18 protein-coding genes are annotated in these 17574 nt (G+C 66.8%); 12 read left to right on the top strand and 6 right to left on the bottom strand.

Translation table 11 applies throughout. The features are described from left to right. The first annotated feature begins 31 nt into the window (after nucleotides 1–31). The 7 genes from M4578_RS04470 to M4578_RS04440 all read left to right on the top strand — a co-directional run bounded on the left by M4578_RS04470 (nucleotide 32) and on the right by M4578_RS04440 (nucleotide 5600). The gene (locus tag M4578_RS04470; RefSeq protein WP_258092242.1) at nucleotides 32–388 is read left to right on the top strand and encodes an SUF system Fe-S cluster assembly protein; all 357 of its coding nucleotides are present in this window, start codon (nucleotides 32–34) and stop codon (nucleotides 386–388) included. A 51-nt stretch (nucleotides 389–439) separates the two neighbouring features. After that, complete coding sequence (locus M4578_RS04465; protein WP_258092241.1) at nucleotides 440–1060, top strand: MarR family transcriptional regulator; 621 nt, start codon at nucleotides 440–442, stop codon at nucleotides 1058–1060. A gap of 58 nt (nucleotides 1061–1118) precedes the next feature. Next, on the top strand, nucleotides 1119–1823 hold the full coding sequence (locus M4578_RS04460; protein WP_258092240.1) for a DUF3307 domain-containing protein: 705 nt from the start codon (nucleotides 1119–1121) through the stop codon (nucleotides 1821–1823). Between the two features lie 80 nt (nucleotides 1824–1903). Continuing rightward, the gene (locus tag M4578_RS04455; protein ID WP_258092239.1) at nucleotides 1904–2284 is read left to right on the top strand and encodes a HesB/IscA family protein; all 381 of its coding nucleotides are present in this window, start codon (nucleotides 1904–1906) and stop codon (nucleotides 2282–2284) included. Nucleotides 2285–2417: 133 nt separating this feature from the next. Beyond that, complete coding sequence (gene tpiA / locus M4578_RS04450) at nucleotides 2418–3164, top strand: triose-phosphate isomerase (RefSeq protein WP_258092238.1); 747 nt, start codon at nucleotides 2418–2420, stop codon at nucleotides 3162–3164. A 142-nt stretch (nucleotides 3165–3306) separates the two neighbouring features. Next, the gene (locus M4578_RS04445; RefSeq protein WP_258092237.1) at nucleotides 3307–4602 is read left to right on the top strand and encodes a calcium-binding protein; all 1296 of its coding nucleotides are present in this window, start codon (nucleotides 3307–3309) and stop codon (nucleotides 4600–4602) included. Nucleotides 4603–4838: 236 nt separating this feature from the next. Further along, nucleotides 4839–5600 (top strand): substrate-binding domain-containing protein, encoded by a 762-nt coding sequence (locus tag M4578_RS04440; protein WP_258092236.1) that lies wholly within the window; start codon nucleotides 4839–4841, stop codon nucleotides 5598–5600. Nucleotides 5601–5773: 173 nt separating this feature from the next. Here the strand turns inward: M4578_RS04440 and M4578_RS04435 are convergent, their stop codons facing one another. The 3 genes from M4578_RS04435 to M4578_RS04425 form a co-directional block, all read right to left on the bottom strand. Further along, on the bottom strand, nucleotides 5774–7150 hold the full coding sequence (locus tag M4578_RS04435; RefSeq protein ID WP_258092235.1) for a TRAP transporter large permease: 1377 nt from the start codon (nucleotides 7148–7150) through the stop codon (nucleotides 5774–5776). A gap of 4 nt (nucleotides 7151–7154) precedes the next feature. Next, complete coding sequence (locus M4578_RS04430) at nucleotides 7155–7844, bottom strand: TRAP transporter small permease (protein WP_258092234.1); 690 nt, start codon at nucleotides 7842–7844, stop codon at nucleotides 7155–7157. 144 nt (nucleotides 7845–7988) lie between these two features. After that, on the bottom strand, nucleotides 7989–9002 hold the full coding sequence (locus M4578_RS04425) for a DctP family TRAP transporter solute-binding subunit (RefSeq protein WP_274705546.1): 1014 nt from the start codon (nucleotides 9000–9002) through the stop codon (nucleotides 7989–7991). A 288-nt stretch (nucleotides 9003–9290) separates the two neighbouring features. On the opposite strand from M4578_RS04425, the gene M4578_RS04420 reads away from it, so the two are divergent. Beyond that, on the top strand, nucleotides 9291–9851 hold the full coding sequence (locus M4578_RS04420; protein WP_258092233.1) for an HD domain-containing protein: 561 nt from the start codon (nucleotides 9291–9293) through the stop codon (nucleotides 9849–9851). Between the two features lie 78 nt (nucleotides 9852–9929). On the opposite strand, the gene M4578_RS04415 is transcribed toward M4578_RS04420, so the two are convergent. Beyond that, nucleotides 9930–11156: a sigma-54-dependent transcriptional regulator gene (locus tag M4578_RS04415; RefSeq protein ID WP_258092232.1), complete on the bottom strand. Its 1227-nt coding sequence runs from the start codon at nucleotides 11154–11156 to the stop codon at nucleotides 9930–9932. After that, entirely contained in the window at nucleotides 11153–12907 is a 1755-nt protein-coding gene (locus M4578_RS04410) for a sensor histidine kinase (RefSeq protein WP_258092231.1), read from the bottom strand. Before M4578_RS04410 ends, M4578_RS04415 begins: the two co-directional genes overlap by 4 nt. Before the next feature lie 60 nt (nucleotides 12908–12967). Between M4578_RS04410 and M4578_RS04405 the strand changes: the two genes are divergently transcribed. Further along, on the top strand, nucleotides 12968–14140 hold the full coding sequence (locus M4578_RS04405) for a cytochrome P450 (protein WP_258092230.1): 1173 nt from the start codon (nucleotides 12968–12970) through the stop codon (nucleotides 14138–14140). A gap of 9 nt (nucleotides 14141–14149) precedes the next feature. Here M4578_RS04405 and M4578_RS04400 read toward each other — a convergent pair whose 3' ends face one another. Further along, nucleotides 14150–14605, bottom strand: a complete 456-nt coding sequence (locus tag M4578_RS04400) for an Lrp/AsnC family transcriptional regulator (protein ID WP_258092229.1) — start codon at nucleotides 14603–14605, stop codon at nucleotides 14150–14152. Nucleotides 14606–14756: 151 nt separating this feature from the next. Here M4578_RS04400 and cobA point away from each other — a divergent pair, with 151 nt between their 5' ends. The 3 genes from cobA to M4578_RS04385 all read left to right on the top strand — a co-directional run bounded on the left by cobA (nucleotide 14757) and on the right by M4578_RS04385 (nucleotide 17570). Then, a complete protein-coding gene (gene cobA / locus M4578_RS04395; RefSeq protein ID WP_258092228.1) occupies nucleotides 14757–15530 on the top strand; it encodes a uroporphyrinogen-III C-methyltransferase in 774 nt (257 codons plus the stop codon). Beyond that, complete coding sequence (locus M4578_RS04390; protein WP_258092227.1) at nucleotides 15530–15829, top strand: DUF2849 domain-containing protein; 300 nt, start codon at nucleotides 15530–15532, stop codon at nucleotides 15827–15829. The genes cobA and M4578_RS04390 overlap by 1 nt, the downstream gene beginning before the upstream one ends. 67 nt (nucleotides 15830–15896) lie before the next feature. Further along, nucleotides 15897–17570, top strand: coding sequence for a nitrite/sulfite reductase (locus M4578_RS04385; RefSeq protein ID WP_258092226.1), 1674 nt, complete (start codon nucleotides 15897–15899; stop codon nucleotides 17568–17570). Nucleotides 17571–17574: the final 4 nt, after the last annotated feature.

The raw sequence follows: 17574 nt of genomic DNA, 5'->3' as shown, positions 1-17574 counted from the left end.
TCCGTCAGGAAACGACGGCAAAGGACAGACCATGGATGATGCACCGCTCGAAGGCGCGCCGCTGATTGCGCCCTCCAGCACCGAGCACCCGCTTTACGATGCGGTGGTCGAGGCGTGCCGCTCGGTCTACGATCCGGAAATTCCGGTGAACATCTACGATCTGGGTCTGATCTACACGATCGAGATCGACGCCGAGAATCTGGTCAATGTGATCATGACCCTGACCGCGCCGGGCTGCCCGGTGGCCGGCGAAATGCCCGGCTGGGTGCAGGACGCGGTGGGCGCGGTGCCCGGGGTCAAGGACGTGGATGTCGATATGGTCTTCGATCCGCCCTGGGGCATGGACATGATGTCCGACGAGGCGCGGCTCGAACTGGGCTTCATGTAAGAGAAAGCGCTTTCACTTGCTTTTTCGCAAAGAAAGTGATATTACTTTCTCATGCAGCGCATTGCCGTCCTGACCGGAGACATCGTCGACTCGTCCGAGCTGAGCGCCAGCGCGCTCGATGCGACCATGGCCGCGCTGCGCGTCGCGGTACAGGATATCTCCACCTGGCCCGGCCCGGTGGCGGCGGGTTTTGCCCGGCGGGGCGGCGATGGCTGGCAGATGGCCTGCGACCGGCCCGAACGGGCCATGCGCGCGGCGCTTTATCTTCAGGCCAGCCTGCGGCGGCTCGACCGCAGCCGCGCGACGCGCATTGCGCTGGCCGTCGGCGCGGGAAGCCTGTCCCCGACCGATCTCGACGATCCCAACAGCGCGCATGGTCCCGTCTTCACCACCTCCGGACGCCTGCTCGAGTCGCTCTCGGGCCACCGGCTGATGGCCCATGCCAGCGGTGGCGCCGAAGCGGCGGCGCTGCGGCTGGCCGACCATATCAGCCAGGGCTGGACCCCGGCACAGGCCCGCGCGCTCTGCGAGATGCTGCCCCCCGGTACCGGCCCCCGGGCCGAGGCGGCGGAGCGGCTGGGAATCACCCGGCAGGCGGTCAATCAGGCGCTCTGGAGCGCGGGTTTTCCGGCGCTGGACGAGGCGCTCTCCTATCTCGAGACCGTCGCATGACGCAGGCAGATCCGCTTTCTTTCGGCAAGAGCAAGCGAACCGGCTTGCCAGATACGCCATGATCCACAGCTTCGCCGCCCTTCTGCTGGCGCATATGCTGGCGGATTTCGTGCTCCAGACCCGCTGGATGGTGCAGCACAAGCGCCATCCCGGCGTGATGGCGCTGCACGGCGTGCTGGTCTTTGCGCTCAGCTTCGGCGCGCTTGGCGGCGGCTGGCAGGTGGCGCTTTTCGTGACCGTCGCGCATCTGGTCATCGACGCGCTCAAGACATGGGCCCTGCCCGACCGCCTGCGCACGAGCCTCGCCACCTTTCTCGCCGATCAGGCGGCGCATCTGACCACGCTCGCCGCGGCAGCCCTGCTCTGGCCCGGCGCGGCGGCGGCGGGGATCTGGGCGCCCTGGCTTGCCATGCTCACCGCCCCCGCCATCGGCGTGGCCGGCACCATCGCCACCGTGCTTGCCGGCGGCCACGCGGTGGGCCTGCTGATGTCGCGCTACAGCGCCGAAGAGGTGCCGCAGGGCCTGCCCGACGCCGGCCGCCTGATCGGCCAGCTCGAGCGGGCGATGATCCTGCTGCTGGTGATGATCGGCGAACCCGCGGGCATCGGCTTTCTCATCGCCGCGAAATCGGTGCTGCGCTTCGACACCGCCACGAAAGAGCAGAAAGCCGGCGAATACGTGATCATCGGTACGCTCGCCTCTTTCGCCTGGGCGCTGGCTGCGGCGCATGCGACCATGGCGCTGCTCGCCGCAATCCCGTAAATCCTGCTTCGAAACCGCCCCGCCCGCTTGTCACCGCCCGCCAGGCCCCCTAGATTCAGACGGCAAAGGAGACATGCTCAATGTTCGGCATTCCGGGAAAACAGGCGGTCACCATGACCCCCGCCGCTATCGTACAGGTCCGCAAGCTCATGGAGCGCGACGGGCGCGCCGGGCTGCGCATCGGCGTCAAGAAAGGCGGCTGCGCGGGCATGGAATACACCATGGAATTCGTCGATGCGCCCGAGACCAACGATGAGGTGGTCGAGCAGGAGGGCGCGCGGGTGCTGATCGCCCCCATGGCGCAGATGTTCCTCTTCGGCACCGAGATCGACTACGAGACCTCGCTGCTGGAATCGGGGTTCCGCTTCAACAACCCCAACGTGGCCGATGCCTGCGGCTGCGGCGAATCGATCAAATTCAAGGATGTCGAGGCATTGCAGGCCGAACGCGCCGGCAAGTGACCTCGCGCCGCCGCGCGCGGTCTTCCGGGGATAGCGATAACCCTTCCCTCTGCGGCATTTCTCATGGCCGCACGCCCTTGACGCGGGCGCCCGTCCCCCGATGATGGGCGCGACGCGAAGATAGGGAGAGACCATGCGCACGAAACTTGCCGCCGGCAACTGGAAGATGAACGGGCTGAAAGCGGCGCTTTCGGAACTCGCGGGGATGGAAGCGGCCGCCAAGGGCGCCTCGGAAGTGCTGATCTGCCCGCCCGCGACGCTGGTCGCCGCGGCGGCCGAGGCCGCCGAAGGGATCGCCATCGGCGGGCAGGATTGCCATGTGGCGGCCTCGGGCGCCCATACCGGCGACATCTCGGCGCCGATGCTGGCCGATGCCGGCGCGGCCTATGTGATCCTCGGCCATTCCGAACGCCGCACCGACCACGAGGAACGCGACGAGGACGTGCGCGCCAAGTGCAAATCCGCCTGGGAGGCCGGGCTGAAGGTCGTGCTCTGCGTCGGCGAAAGCCTCGAGGAGCGCGAGGCGCAGAACACGCTCGACATCATCGGCGGCCAGCTTGCCGGCTCGATCCCCGATGGCGCCACCGGCCACAATCTGGTGGTCGCCTACGAGCCGATCTGGGCCATCGGCACCGGCAAGATCCCCACCACCGACCAGATCGGCGAGGTGCATGATTTCATCCGGGCCCGTCTCGAACGCCGCTTCGGCGAAGGCGTGGGCCGGTCGGTCCGGCTGCTTTACGGCGGCTCGGTGAAACCCGGCAACGCGACCGAGATCTTCGCGGTCTCCAATGTCGATGGCGCGCTGGTCGGCGGCGCCTCGCTGAAAGCCGCGGATTTCGTGCCGATCATCGAGGCCCTGAACGCCAGCGCGGGCTGACCGCGCACTATCCGTGAAATCGAAACGATAACCGCCGAGCGCGGTTATCGTTTACCAGAATCACCTATTTTTCCCTGTCGACTTGCTGCGGTGCAACATTCCGATACTGTTGCAATCGTTGGTTGTTTTCGGGGGTAAAACGATGGAATGGATGATTCTTCTGATGGCGTCTCTGTTGGGCGCCACTGTTTTTAGTGCGGGCGATTCGTCCAGCGACGACGACGATGAGATCCCGGACGGCGAGGAGAGCCCGGACGAGCTGGAGGGCGCTCCGGAGGAGCCGGAAGGGACTCCCGAAGAACCGGAAGAGACCCCCGAGGAACCGGGAGGGTCGCCGGAAGAGCCCGAAGAGCCCAGAGAAGAAGGCGGCACGCCCGCCACCTATGGCGACAGTTTCCAGCCGGCCCAGATCGACGGCGAAAGCGTGCTGCTCGGTACCGATGGCGACGATACGCTGGTGGAATACAGCGACCTCGCGCATGAGGAGCTGCGCGGCAGCGCCTCTAGCCTTCTCGGCGGCGACGGCGACGACTGGATCAACATCCACGACAACGGCTCTTTCCTGGCATCGTCGAGCGACGGGTTTACCGCCGACGGCGAAGGCGGCGACGACACGCTGCGCGCGGTCAGCTACGAGTCCAGAGTTTCGCTGCGGGGCGGTGACGGCGACGACCAGCTCATCGGCGAGGGCGTCGCACTCTACGGCGACGATGGCAACGATTACCTCGAAAGCACCCCGTTCAGCGGCGAGGAATTCGGCATCCAGACCGTCGAGGGCGGTGCGGGGAACGATACGATCAATGCGCTCGAAGGCCTGGCCGATATCGACGGCGGCACCGGCGACGATTATGTCGCGGCCGGGCATTTCTCCACCGTGTCCGGCGGCGAAGGCGACGACTATCTCAGGGTGCTGGACAAGGACACCACCATCGACGGGGGCGAGGGCAACGATACCATCTGGGCCACGCTCGAGCTCGGGCCGAGCGAGACATTAAATGCGAACATCTATGCCACCGAGACCGATTACGCGGTCGAGCTGACCGGCGGCGAGGGCGAGGACGAGTTCGACATGTGGCTGACCCTCGACCATGTGGACAGCCAGAACGAGGACCCGATGGTCGTGGCCCGGATCACCGATTTCGATCCGGCCGAGGACGTGCTGATGCTCAATCTCCAGGTGAACAGCGTGACGGCGGGCGATTTCGCCCAGGATTACGACCGCCTGCTCTCCTCGGGCGAGCTGGGCGACATCGGCGCGCCGACCCTGAACGAGTCGCTCGAGGTCAGCGCGCTCGAGATCGGCCCCGACGATGCCTATACCGACATCGTCCTCAGCGGCACGGGATCGACGCTCGAAGGCACCTTCACGCGCGAATTCATCGTCCGTGTCGAAGGCGTGGCGCTTCAGGAAGGCGATTTCGTCGTACAGCTCCACTGATCCGGACGGCGGAGGGCTTTCCGCCCGCAAGAACTGGCACAGGGGTCCTTCGGGGCCCCTGTTTTTCTTCTCTTGGACCAATACGCCCGCCGGAGGCGCGCCGCCCTGCCCCGCCTCCACCTGCGGCATTCCGTCCAGCCCGCTCTCCTTCGGGAATAATTCCGGTCCTCCCGGTGTAGCTCTTCTGTCGCTCCTTCCGGGCGACAGCGATCTCACAACCGAAAGGAACCGATCCCATGCCCAACCCGATTGCCTGGATCTCGGGGGCGCTGCTCGCCGCCGCCACCGCGCTTGGCGCGCAGGCCGACACGCTGAAACTCTACGGCCCCGGCGGCCCCACCCCGGCGATGAAAGAGGTCGCCGCCGCCTTCGAGGCGGAAACCGGCCATGACGTGCAAGTGACCGCCGGTCCCGCCTCGCGCTGGATGGACGACGCCAAGGCCGATGCCGATCTGATCTACAGCGGCTCGGAAAACATGATGACGGCGTTTTTCGCAGCCCATGGCGACATCGTGCAGGAAAGCGTCGTCCCGCTTTACATGCGCCCCTCCGCCATCCTCGTGCGCAAGGGCAATCCGGACGGGATTGCCGGGCTGAAAAGCCTGCTGGAACCGGGGATGAAGATCATGGTCGTGCAGGGCGCGGGCCAGGTCGGCATGTGGGAGGACGCGGTCGGCCGGATGCGCAGCATCGCCGATCTGCGCGCCTTCCGCGACAATATCGCCTACCGCGCGCCGAACAGCGGCGCCGCCCGCGAGCGCTGGAAGGAAGATGGCGAGCTCGACGCCTGGCTGATCTGGAACCACTGGCAGATCGACAACCCCGATCTCGCCGATCTCGTCGCCGTGGAGCCCGAGCTGGCGATCTACCGCGACACCGGCATCGGCCTCACCACGCGCGGCGCGGAAAACCCGGTCGCCTCGGCCTTCCTCGATTACGTGCAATCCGACGCCGCCGCCGCGATCTTCGCGGCCCATGGCTGGCAGCACGATTTCTGACGACCCGGCCCGCGCCACCCTCTCCAGAACGGCGCGGGCCTCTTCTTTCATCTTTCCGCAAAATACTCCCGCCGGAGGCCTCCCGCCCCGCCATAGAAAGCGGCGCCCCGACCCCGGAGCGCCGCCTCCACACCTGCGTAGGGTGGGCAATCTGCCCACCGCACGCACACCGCTTAATTCGTGATGATCTCCGGCCCCATGAAGGTGGTCGGCAGCCAGGTCGAGAGCACCGGGATATAGGTCACCATGATCAGGAACACGAAGAGCACCGCGAGGAAGGGCAGCGCCGCGCGCACCACCGACATCATCGGCATGCCCGCCACACCCGAGGTCACGAAGAGGTTCAGACCCACCGGCGGCGTGATCATCCCGATCTCCATGTTCACCACCATGATGATGCCGAGGTGAATGGGGTCGATCCCCAGTTCGATGGCGATGGGAAAGACCAGCGGCGCCACGATCACGATGAGGCCCGAGGGCTCCATGAACTGCCCGCCGATCAGCAGGATCACGTTCACGATCACCAGGAACATCACCGGCCCGAAGCCCGCGTTCAGCATCGCCGCGGCGATCTGCTGCGGGATCTGCTCGTCGGTCAGCACATGTTTGAGGATGAGCGCGTTGGCGATGATGAACATCAGCGTGATCGTCAGCTTGCCCGCGTCAAACAGCGTATCTCGGGTGTCGCGGTGAAAGAAGGCCGTCACCAGCGCGATGGGCTTGCGGATGAGCGGCAGGTTCGGCGCCCCGTCGCGCCCGGCCAGCGGCCCCATGTCGCAATAGACGAAATTCGCGATCAGGAAGGCATAGACAGCAGCCACGGCGGCGGCCTCGGTCGGGGTGAAAATCCCGCCATAGATCCCGCCGAGGATGATCACGATCAGGAACAGCCCCCAGAGCGCCTCGCGGCCGGAACGGAACACCTCGCCCCAGCCCAGCCACTCGCCTTTCGGCAGGCCCCGGAACCGCGCGATGAGATAGATCGTCACCATCAGCATGCTGCCCGCGAGAAGCCCCGGAATGACCCCCGCAAGGAACATCCGACCCACCGAGACATCGGTGGCCGAGGCATAGACCACCATCACGATCGACGGCGGGATGAGGATGCCCAAGGTGCCCGCGTTGGCAATGACACCCGCCGCGAAATCCTTGGAATAGCCCACCTGCCGCATGCCGGCGATGACGATGGAGCCGATGGCGACCACGGTCGCGGGCGACGAGCCCGACAGCGCCGCAAAGAGCATGCAGGCAAAGACCCCCGCTATGGCCAGACCGCCGTGGAAATGCCCCACCAGCGCGATGGAAAAGCGGATGATCCGCCGCGCCACGCCGCCCGTCGACATGAAGGACGAGGCCAAGATGAAGAACGGGATCGCCAGCAGCGTGTAATGCCCCGCCATCGCCTGGAAAAAGCTCTGCGCCACCGAGGCCAGCGAGGTGTCCGACAGCACCAGCAGGAAGAAGATCGACGACAGGCCCAGCGACACGGCAATCGGCACACCGATCAGCATCAGCCCCACGACCGAGGCAAAAAGAAGAACGACTTCCATGGGCTCAGTCCTCGCGGTTCAGATGGGCCACGTCTTCGACGGCGTCTTCCGCCTCGTGGCTCACGATCAGGCTGGTTTTCTCGCCGGTCCAGATATGCCAGCCCGCCTGGAGAAAGCGGAACAGCAGCAACGCGGCGCCGATGGGCAGGATGGCATAGGGGATGAAGCGCGGCAGTTTCTCGTAATGCTCGCCCTCATTGATCCAGGGTTCGATGAACCGAAGCCAGTCGGGCATCGGAATATCCACGACCTCGTACCAGGACCGGTAGGAGGTGCGTTTCATCTCCTCGAACCCGGTCGGCAGCCAGCGCCCGGTGGTCTGCGGCAGGTTGGCGAAATTCGCCCAGTAGTCCCAGGCGCCCTTGAGCAGCAGCACCGCGTAGAAGAGGCAGGCCAGCGCCGCGATCACCGCCAGCACCCGCCGCGCGGCCGGCGGCACCAGGTTGATCACCGCATCGACGCCCAGATGCGAGGTCGTCTTGACCGCGTAGCTGATCCCGAACAGCACCAGCCAGGCAAAGAGGATCGTCACCGCCTCCAGCCCCCAGATCAGCCCGGTATTGAAGCCGTAGCGCAGCACGACATTGACGAAGGTGATAAGCGTCATGAGCCCGAGAATCACCGCGATGGCGGTCTCCTCGAACTCGTTGACGAAACGGCCGAGCGCGCTCTGGCCTTGGCTGTGACTGGACATGCGGTTCCCCCTCGAGCCTCCGGGTCGCGTCCCCGGCGGCCTGTCCTTTGTGATGTCTCGGTACAAAAAAGGGGACGGCGGGACCGTCCCCCTCAGGTCGGCCGGCCCCTGTCCCCGAGGGCCGGACCAGAGAGGCGCGGGCGCTTAGCCCTGCACCTCGGCGTTGATCGCCTGTGCCGCGTCGATGTTCTCCTGGCCGACATCGCCCTCGAACCTCTCCCAGACCGGCTTCATCGCATCGACCCATTCCTGACGCTGCTCGGGCGTCAGCTCGCGGATGGTGCCACCGGCATCGAGGATCGCCTGACGGTTGGCCGCATCCACCTCGGCGATGGCCGCATTGCGCTCGGCGGTCACCTCGTGGATGATGGTTTCGAGCTGGGTCCGCACGTCCTCGTCGAGACTGTCCCACCAGTCGGCGGAGGTCACGACCATGTAGTCGAGCAGGCCGTGATTGGTCTCGGTGATGCCGTCCTGCACCTCAAAGAACTTCTGGCCGTAGATGTTCGACCAGGTGTTGTCCTGACCGTCGACAACGCCGGTCTGAAGCGCGCCGTAAACCTCCGAGAACGCCATCGGCTGCGGGCTGGCGCCAAGCTGCTCCATATTGGCCTTCAGCACTTCCGAGGGCTGCACGCGGAACTTGAGGCCGCGGGCGTCCTCGGGCGAGATCAGCGGCTTGTTGGCCGAGAACTGGGTCAGGCCGTTGTGCCAGAAATCGAGCCCCAGCAGGCCGCGGCGCAGCATCGATTCCTTCATCGCCTGGCCGGTCTCGGAGTTCTGGAACTTGTCCACCGCGTCCATGTTCACGAACATGAAGGGCAGATCGAAGATGCGGAACACCTTGGTGAACTGCTCGAATTTCGACAGCGAGGGCGCGGCCAGCTGCACGTCGCCGTTCAGCATCGCCTCCAGCACCTGATCGTCGTTGTAAAGCGTCGAGTTCGGATAGACCTCCATGCAGGCCACGCCGTTCATCTCTTCGTTGACGCGGCTCTGCAGCAGCGTCGCGGCGATGCCCTTGGGGTGCTTGTCGGTGTTGGTGACATGGCTGAACTTGATCACGATCTCGCCGTCGTCACAGGCGGCCATGGCGCCGGTTGCGCCGGTTGCCGAAAGCGCGGCCACGGCGCAGGCGGTCATCAGAAACTTTTTCATCGGTATCCTCCCGAGAGTAAAAGAAAGAGGGCCCGCTCCCCTGCGGAACCCTTCGTCGGACACAAGACAGCCATGCGCCAAACGCATCAAGTCTGCGTGAGAGGCGCGTTATGAAATCTAGCTTTCAGTTTTAAAATCAAAATGATAATCCTAAATCCTCAAGCTTCACCTCATGCTGCGCCGCACCACCTGTGCGAAATTCCGCACAAGCCCTTCGGCGCGCTGTGCGGATTTCCGCACAATTTCCAGCCTCTGGCGAATCCCTCGCCGAACGGTCACGATCGCGATATGGAACCCGATCGCCACGACCGTATCCTGGCCTTCATGGCCAAGGCCGAGCGCCTCAAGGCCACCTTCCGCTCGGGGCAGACCAGTGCCGGGCGCCCCGAAAGCGTGGCCGAGCATAGCTGGAGCCTCTGCCTGCTCGCCCTGCTCACCGAGCCCGAAAGCGGTGTCGATATCGCGCAGCTCCTGCGGCTCTGCATCGTGCACGATCTGGGCGAGGCGATCTCGGGCGACGTGCCGGCCATCCACCAGTCCCCCGAGGACGACAAGACCGCCCGCGAACGCGCCGATCTCGCCACGTTGACCGAAATCCTGCCCGACGATCTGCGCAGCCGCCTCCGCGCGCTCTGGGAGGAATACGAGGCCGGCGAGAGCCCCGAGGCGCGCATGGCCAAGGGGCTCGACAAGCTGGAAACGATGATGCAGCACCTGACCGGCCCGCAGCACGCGGCGTTCGATTACGGCTGGAATCTCGGCTACGGCACAAAATGGACGGCGACCACCGACCTGCTGCGCAGCCTGCGGACAAAGGTCGACGCGCGCACCCGCAACGCCGCTTCCTGACCCCGGCCCTTTCATCTTTCCGCCAAATACGCACCGCCAGCCCCGCCGAAAAGGCCCCGCAAGGGGCCGATGAGGCCGCTACCGAAACGCCTCCGGCTTCAACCCGTATTTCGCCAGCTTGTCGTAGAAGGTCTTGCGCGGCAGCTTCAGTGTCTCCGCCGCCGCACTCGCCTGCCCGCCAGTGCGTTTCAGCGCATCCGCCAGCAGCGATCGCTCAACCTGCGCCAGCCGCTCCGCCAGCCCCAGGCCCTCGCCACCGGTGCCGCCCTCGCCCAGCCCCAGCACAAAGCGCATCGCCGCCGACATGAGCGAGCGTGCATTGCCCGGCCAGTCGCGCGCCATCAGCCCCGCGATCATCTCCTCGCCGATCTCGGGTTCGGGCAGCCCCGCCTGCTCCGCCGCCTGCGCCACATAATGGCGGAACAACACCGGAATGTCCTGCGGCCGCTCCGCCAGCGCCGGAATGCGCAGCTGCATCACCTCCAGCCGATAGAAGAGCTCGGAGGAAAACCGCCCCTCCTCCACCGCGCGCGACAGATCCTCCACCGTACCCGCGATCAGCCGCGCACCGCCCGCCTCCAGCGCGTCCTGTAGCGCCAGTTGCGTGTCCATCGGCAATTGCCCGATCTCGTCCAGAAACAGCGTCCCCCCGGCGCAGCTCTGCCAAAGCGCCGCCAGATCCTCGCGCCCGAGTTCCGCCGCCGAGCGCTTCTCGAACGGCCCCTTGGCGCGCGCCGAGCAGAGATGCACCACCTCGGCCACTTTCGAGATCCCCGAGCCCCGCGCGCCCCGCACCAGCACATCGGTGCCCGCCCGCGCCGCCGCGCGCGCCTGTGCCCGCATCGCCTCGGCCAGTTCGGAATTGCCCGCCAGCATCCGCGCCGCCGGGTCGCCGGTTTCAAGCTGCGCCTTCAGGCGGCGGTTCTCCAGCACCAGCCCGCGCGTGCGCAGCGCCCGCTCGATGACCGAGATCAGATCCGTCGGCGCGCAGGGCTTTTCCAGAAAATCGAACGCCCCCGCCGACATCGCCCGCACCGCCATGGGAATGTCGCCCTCGCCGGTCAGCAGGATCACCGGAAGCTCCGCATCCTGCTCATGCGCATAATCCAGCAGGTAAAACCCGTCGCGCCCCGGCATGCGGATGTCCGAGACGATCACCCCTTCGAAGCGCGGCCCGATCAGGTCCTTCGCCTCGACGAAACTGCCCGCCGTGACCGCGTCGAACTCCGCCAGCTCCAGCGTCTGGCCCAAAGCCTCGCGCACCGCGGCGTCGTCATCGACCAGAAGCACCCTGCGCACGCTCATGCGATTTCCCTCGCCTGTTGCAGCTCGATGGTGAAAAGCGCGCCGCCCTCCACATTCTCGCCGCGCAGCTTTCCGCCAAACCCCTCGACGATGCCATAGGAGATCGAGAGGCCCAGCCCCATGCCCTCCTCGGCGCCCACCTCCTTGGTGGAATAGAACGGATCGAAGATGCGCGACGGGTCGGCGATGCCCGGCCCGGTGTCGCGCACCGTGAGCCGCACCAGCCCGGCATCGTCATCCTGCGAGATGCGGATGAAGATGCGCCTTGTGTCCGAGCCCGCCATGGCCTCCATCGCGTTCGACAGAAGGTTCACCACCACCTGCCCCAGCCGCACCTCGCCCGCCATCACCACCGTGGCGCGGTTCGGGCGCTGCCAGACGATCTCGGTGCCCGTGGCCTCGATGCGCCCCGCCAGCACCTCGAGCGCGCCTTCCACCACGGCGGCAAGGCCGATCCGGCGCGCGGGTTCCGGCTCGGCCTTGGCGAAGGCGCGCAGGTTCTTGATGATCCGCCCCATGCGCTGCGCCATGTCCGAGATCCGCCCGAGGTTCTCGGCGGCGCGCTCGGCCTTACCGCGTTCGAGAAAGGCCGCGCCGTTCTCGGCAAAGCTGCGGATCGCCATCAAGGGCTGGTTCAGTTCATGGCTGATGCCCGCGCTCATCTTCCCGAGTGCGGAAAGCTTGGAGGCCTGCACCAGCTCCGCCTGCGCGCGTTTCAGCGCCGCCTCCGCCTCCTGCCGCTCGGCGATCTCGCGGCGCAACGCGACGTTGCTCTGCTCCAGCGCCCTTGTGCGGGCCGAGACCCGCGCCTCCAGCACCTGATTGACCTCGGCCAGCGCCCGGCGGCGCTCCAGTGCCACCCAGAGCAGGGTGCCGAAAAACAGCACCCCGGCGGCCACCACCGCCGCCTGCAGCGCGGCAAGCCCCGCAGCCGGGGCCACATCCACCAGCAAAACGCCGGTCATGCCGATCACCGGCAGATCCGCCTCGAGCTTCAGCGCCCGCGCCGGGATATAGGGCGAAAACCGCTGATCCCAGACGGTGTAGCCGCCTGGGCTGCGCACCGCCACGTCGCGCGGCGCGCCCTCGGCGGAGATCAGCGTCGCGCCCCCGCCTTCGCGGCGCCAGCCCAGCAGTTCGGAGCGGTTTGTGGCAAAGACCTCGCCCTGGCGATCCACGAACAGCACCGCCGGCAGAGAGCCGCGCCAGTCCCGTTCCAGCCGCGCCACGTCGACCGCGACGATCAGCGCACCACGCACCTGCCCGTTGGCGGAAAAACTGGGCGCGGCGAAGTAAAACGCCCGCGCGATCCCCTCCGGCCCGGCGCCATGCGCCACGCCGAGCGCGCCGTCGAGGGCACGGTCCAGCGGCTCCTCATGCAGTTCCCAGCCGGGCAGACCCGGCGCCGATTCCGCCAGCACCCGGCCCGTTGCATCTACATAAACCGCCAGCGCCGCGCCGGAGCGGTCGGCGGCGCGCAGCAGCATGGCGTCGGCCTCGGCCCGCGCGCCGCCCTCGTGCAGCGCCGCCAGCGCCGGGTGATCGGCGGTCAGCACGGCGAATTCGCGGAACCGCTGAAGCTGCGTGACCAGCCGGTCCGAGGCGAGTTCCAGATCGCTCTGCCCGCGCGCCGCCACCGGCCCCAGCGCCTGCACATAGGCCGAGCGCCAGACCCCCGCCGCCAGCAGGGCGATGGCGGCAAGCGCCAGCGCCAGGAGCGCCGCGCGGCTGTGCAGAAAACCTCTCTTCATGGCAAAGACATAGCAATCCGCACCTTGTCAGGAAAGCCACGCAAAGGCAGGGTCGCGCGCATGATGCGCTTTTCGCAATCCCCCACCGATCCCGCCTTCGTGCAGAACCCCTATCCGTTCTACGACCGGCTGCGCGCCGCCGGAGATCTCGCTTTTTGGGATGCCTACGGCCTCTGTGCCGTCTCGCACCGCGCGGTGCATGCGCTGCTGCGCGACCGCCGCTTCGGGCGCGAGATCCCCGCCGAGCAGGCCACGCCGGTGCCGGAGCATCTGGCGCCCTTCTACGCGATCGAGGCGCATTCCATGCTGGAGCTGGAGCCGCCGCGCCACACAAGGCTGCGCGGGCTGGTGCTGCGCGCCTTCACCACCCGCCGCATCGCCGCGCTGGGGCCGGAGATCGCCGCGCTGTCACATAAGCTGATCGACGCCTTCCCGGACTGTCCCGTCGACCTGCTGCCCGCCTTCTGCCAGCCGATCCCGGTGATCGTGATCGCGCGCCTGCTGGGCGTGCCCGACGCCATGGCGCCGCAGCTTCTGGACTGGTCCAACGCCATGGTGGCGATGTATCAGGCGCGCCGCACCCGCGCCATCGAGGACGCCGCCGCCCGTGCCTCGGCCGACTTCACCGCCTTCCTGACAGGCTATATCGCCGAGCGCCGCAAAAGCCCGCGCGACGATCTGCTGTCGCATCTCATCGCCGCCGAGGAGGCGGGCGACCGGCTCTCGACCGAGGAACTGACGGCGACCTGCATCCTGCTGCTGAACGCCGGGCACGAAGCCACCGTCCACACGATGGGCAACGGCCTCAAGACGCTGCTGGAAACCGGCCACTGGATCGACAAGAACAGCGCCGCGCAGGTCGCGGAAGAGATCCTGCGCCACGACCCGCCGCTGCATCTCTTCACCCGCTACGCCTATGAAGAGGCCGAGCTTTTCGGCCACAGATTCCGGCGCGGCGATAAGGTCGCGCTGTTGCTGGGCGCCGCCAACCGCGACCCAGCGGTCTATCCCGATCCGGCGCGCTTCGATCCCGCCCGCCGCGCGTCGGCGCATCACGCCTTCGGCGGCGGGCTGCATTTCTGCGTCGGCGCGCCGCTCGCCCGGCTGGAGCTGCAAACCGCCCTGCCGATCCTCTTCGCCCGCCTGCCCGGCCTGCGCCTGGCCGACCCGCCGCGCTATGCCGATCTTTATCATTTCCACGGGCTGGAGCGGCTGCTGGTCGAGACGGGCTGATCCCGAAGGCTACACCGGCAGCGCCGTGGTCGCCTTGATCTCCTCCATCGACAGAAGCGCCGTGACGTTGTGCACCTTCACCTCGGAAATCAGCGCCTGATAGAACACGTCATAGGCGCGCGGGTTCGGCACCCGCACCTTGAGAATATAGTCGATGTCGCCCGCCAGCCGGTGCGCCTCCATCACCTCGGGCCGGGCACGCACCGCGCCGAGAAAGCGCCGCTGCCACTCCGCGTCATGTTCGGACGTGCGGATCAGCACAAAGAAACAGGCCTCGAACCCCAGCTTGTCGGGGTCGGCGATCACCACCTGCGGGCCGATCACCCCCGCCTCGCGCAGCTTGCGAATCCGGTTCCAGACCGGCGTCTTCGAAGCCCCCACAGCGCGGGCGATTTCATCCAGAGAGCGGCCCGCGTCGCTTTGCAGCTCGCGAAGGATTTTCCGGTCGGTCGCGTCGATCTGCATCGGTTTTCTCCCTTTTGCGCCGCAGCAAGACGATTTCTTCTAGCACAACGCGACAGAAGAACAAAATCCTTATCAATCGCCCCCTCCTAGCGGAAATGAGGGAAAATATTCTATTCTAGGCGCAAGTTTTCCCGAACCCGGAGCCCGCACCATGGCACCTGCACAGACTCTTCTGCCCCAGGGGCACGTGGCCTTTGTCGGCGCCGGACCCGGCGACCCCGAGCTGCTGACCCTGCGCGCCATGCGGCTGATCGGCGCCGCCGAGGTGCTGCTGCACGACCAGCTCGTGCCGCAGGAGATCCTCGACCTCGCCGCCGAGAATGCCACGCTGGTGCCGGTCGGCAAGAAGGGCTTTGGCCCCTCGATGAAACAGGACGCGATCAATGCGCTGATCATCGGCCACGCCCGCTCGGGCGCCCGCGTGGTGCGGCTGAAAGCCGGCGATCCCGGCGTCTTCGGTCGGCTTGACGAGGAAACCGAGGCGCTCGACGCCGCCGGCATCCCCTATCGGGTGACACCCGGCCTCACCGCCGCGACCGCCGCCGCCGCCAGCCTCGGCGTGTCGATGACCAAGCGCGGGCGCAACAGCGATCTGCGCCTGCTCACCGGCCATGACGTGAAAGGCTTTGCCGAGCAGGACTGGCGCACGCTGGCCCGCCCCGGTGCCGTCGCCGCCATCTACATGGGCAAACGCGCCGCGCGCTTTCTTCAGGGACGGCTGCTCATGCATGGCGCCGACCCGATGACCCCGGTCACCGTGGTCGAGAACGCCTCGCGCGCCCATGAGCGCCAGATGCCCGCCACCCTCGCCACCCTCGCCGCCACGCTCGAGGCGGCCCGGCTCGACGGCCCCGCCGTGCTGCTGCTGGGGCTCGCCCCGCAGGCCGCGCGCGCCACCGCAATCGCAAGACAGGAGGTCTCCTGATGTCCAAAGCCTTCACCCCGAAAGTGATCACCGCCAACGCGCTGCTCGAAGGCGACGTGATCTATCTCGCCGCCGATGACAGCTGGGTCCGCACGCTGACCGAAGCCGAAGTGCTGACCGACGAGGCCGTGGCCCAGGTCCGCCTGCTCGACGCCTCGTCGCGCCATGCCGAGGCGGTCGGCGTCTACCTCGCCGATGTCTCACTTGGCGCCGAGGGCCCGCAGACCACGCATTTCCGCGAGGCGTTCCGCGCCACCGGCCCCTCGAATTACCCGCACGGCAAACAGGCCGAAGGCTGAACCCCCCACCGGACCTTCCCTCAAAAGGATGCAGCCTCCGCAAAGGACGCTGCCGGAGACCTGACAGATGTACCGCTACACCGAGTTCGACACCGCCTTCCTCGCCGAGCGCAACCGCCAGTTCCGCGCCCAGGTGGAACGCCGCATTTCCGGCGCGCTGACCGAGGACGAGTTCAAACCGCTGCGCCTGATGAACGGGCTCTACCTCCAGCTGCACGCCTATATGCTGCGTGTCGCCATCCCCTATGGCACGCTGAACGGCGCGCAGATGGACCGGCTCGCCCTGCTGGCCGAGAAATGGGACAAGGGCTACGGCCATTTCACCACCCGGCAGAACATCCAGTACAACTGGCCGAAGCTGTCGGACGTGCCGGATATGCTCGACGCGCTGGCCGAGGTCGGGCTGCACGCCATCCAGACCTCGGGCAACACCATCCGCAACGTGACCGCCGATCATTTCGCGGGCGCTGCCGCCGACGAGATCGCCGATCCGCGCCCGGTGGCCGAACTGCTGCGGCAATGGTCCACCGATCACCCGGAATTCCAGTTCCTGCCGCGCAAGTTCAAGATCGCCGTCACAGGCAGCCCCAACGACCGCGCGGTGATCAAGGCGCATGACATCGGCATCCAGATCGTCCAGCGCGACGGCCGCATCGGCTACCGCATTCTGGTGGGCGGCGGGCTTGGCCGCACCCCGATGATCGGCAAGGAGCTGGCGGAATTCGTGCCGCTGCCCGACCTGCTGCCCTACGTCGAGGCCACGGTCTCGGTCTGGAACCTGCTGGGCCGCCGCGACAACAAATACAAGGCGCGCATCAAGATCACCGTGCACGAGCATGGCATCGACGAGATCCGCGATCTGGTCGAAACCCGCTTCGCCGAAACCAAGGCCGCCTTCAACGGCGCCGATCTGGAACTCTTCGACGAGATCGCGGCGCAGTTCCTGCCGCCCGCCTTCCGCAACGCGCCGGCCGAGGCCTATGACCGCGCCTACGAGAGCGACCCGGTGTTCCGCGCCTGGGCCGACACCAACCTCTCCGCCCACAAGGCGCCGGGCTATGCCATCGCGCAGATCAGTCTGAAACCGCACGGGCAAACGCCGGGCGACGCTTCGGCCGCGCAGATGCGCGTCATGGCCGACATCGCCCGCCGCTTCGGCCATGACGAGCTGCGCATCAGCCACGAACAGAACGTCGTGCTGCCGCATGTGCACAAATCCGACCTGCCGCAGGTCCACGCGATCCTGAAGGCGCACGGGCTCGGCACCGCCAATATCGGCAAGATCTCCGACATCATCGCCTGCCCCGGCATGGATTACTGCGCGCTGGCGACCGCGCGCTCGATCCCCATCGCGCAGGAGATCGCCACCCGCTTCGACGCATTGAAGATCGAGCACGAGATCGGCGATCTGAAAATCAAGATCTCCGGCTGCATCAATGCCTGCGGCCACCACCATGTCGGCCATATCGGCATTCTCGGGCTCGACCGCGCAGGCGTGGAGAACTACCAGATCACCCTCGGGGGGGATGCCACCGAAACCGCCGCGCTCGGCGAGCGCACCGGGCCGGGCTTTCCCGCCGACGAGATCGTGCCCGCCATCGAACGCATCGTGGAGGCCTATCTGGAGCATCGCGAGAGCCGCGAGGAAAGCTTCCTCCAGGCCTATCGCCGCCTCGGCATGGCGCCCTTCAAGACCGCGCTCTACGGCGCGGAAACCGGCAAGAAGGCAAAGGCGGCCTGAACAC

The organism is Salipiger pentaromativorans, assembly GCF_024721115.1.
GTDB lineage: Bacteria > Pseudomonadota > Alphaproteobacteria > Rhodobacterales > Rhodobacteraceae > Salipiger > Salipiger pentaromativorans.
Note: the sequence above shows the minus strand (reverse complement) of the source record. Positions and strands in the feature narration are given on the sequence as shown.

What these genes read in the sequence shown, in the direction of transcription:
- M4578_RS04400 (WP_258092229.1), bottom strand. Translation starts at nt 14,605, where the DNA reads ATGCAGATCGACGCGACCGACCGGAAAATCCTTCGCGAGCTGCAAAGC.
- M4578_RS04430 (WP_258092234.1), bottom strand. Translation starts at nt 7,844, where the DNA reads ATGTCCAGTCACAGCCAAGGCCAGAGCGCGCTCGGCCGTTTCGTCAAC.
- M4578_RS04455 (WP_258092239.1), top strand. Translation starts at nt 1,904, where the DNA reads ATGTTCGGCATTCCGGGAAAACAGGCGGTCACCATGACCCCCGCCGCT.
- M4578_RS04440 (WP_258092236.1), top strand. Translation starts at nt 4,839, where the DNA reads ATGCCCAACCCGATTGCCTGGATCTCGGGGGCGCTGCTCGCCGCCGCC.
- M4578_RS04420 (WP_258092233.1), top strand. Translation starts at nt 9,291, where the DNA reads ATGGAACCCGATCGCCACGACCGTATCCTGGCCTTCATGGCCAAGGCC.
- M4578_RS04405 (WP_258092230.1), top strand. Translation starts at nt 12,968, where the DNA reads ATGATGCGCTTTTCGCAATCCCCCACCGATCCCGCCTTCGTGCAGAAC.
- M4578_RS04390 (WP_258092227.1), top strand. Translation starts at nt 15,530, where the DNA reads ATGTCCAAAGCCTTCACCCCGAAAGTGATCACCGCCAACGCGCTGCTC.
- M4578_RS04460 (WP_258092240.1), top strand. Translation starts at nt 1,119, where the DNA reads ATGATCCACAGCTTCGCCGCCCTTCTGCTGGCGCATATGCTGGCGGAT.
- M4578_RS04465 (WP_258092241.1), top strand. Translation starts at nt 440, where the DNA reads ATGCAGCGCATTGCCGTCCTGACCGGAGACATCGTCGACTCGTCCGAG.
- tpiA (WP_258092238.1), top strand. Translation starts at nt 2,418, where the DNA reads ATGCGCACGAAACTTGCCGCCGGCAACTGGAAGATGAACGGGCTGAAA.
- M4578_RS04470 (WP_258092242.1), top strand. Translation starts at nt 32, where the DNA reads ATGGATGATGCACCGCTCGAAGGCGCGCCGCTGATTGCGCCCTCCAGC.
- M4578_RS04410 (WP_258092231.1), bottom strand. Translation starts at nt 12,907, where the DNA reads ATGAAGAGAGGTTTTCTGCACAGCCGCGCGGCGCTCCTGGCGCTGGCG.
- cobA (WP_258092228.1), top strand. Translation starts at nt 14,757, where the DNA reads ATGGCACCTGCACAGACTCTTCTGCCCCAGGGGCACGTGGCCTTTGTC.
- M4578_RS04425 (WP_274705546.1), bottom strand. Translation starts at nt 9,002, where the DNA reads ATGAAAAAGTTTCTGATGACCGCCTGCGCCGTGGCCGCGCTTTCGGCA.
- M4578_RS04435 (WP_258092235.1), bottom strand. Translation starts at nt 7,150, where the DNA reads ATGGAAGTCGTTCTTCTTTTTGCCTCGGTCGTGGGGCTGATGCTGATC.
- M4578_RS04445 (WP_258092237.1), top strand. Translation starts at nt 3,307, where the DNA reads ATGGAATGGATGATTCTTCTGATGGCGTCTCTGTTGGGCGCCACTGTT.
- M4578_RS04385 (WP_258092226.1), top strand. Translation starts at nt 15,897, where the DNA reads ATGTACCGCTACACCGAGTTCGACACCGCCTTCCTCGCCGAGCGCAAC.
- M4578_RS04415 (WP_258092232.1), bottom strand. Translation starts at nt 11,156, where the DNA reads ATGAGCGTGCGCAGGGTGCTTCTGGTCGATGACGACGCCGCGGTGCGC.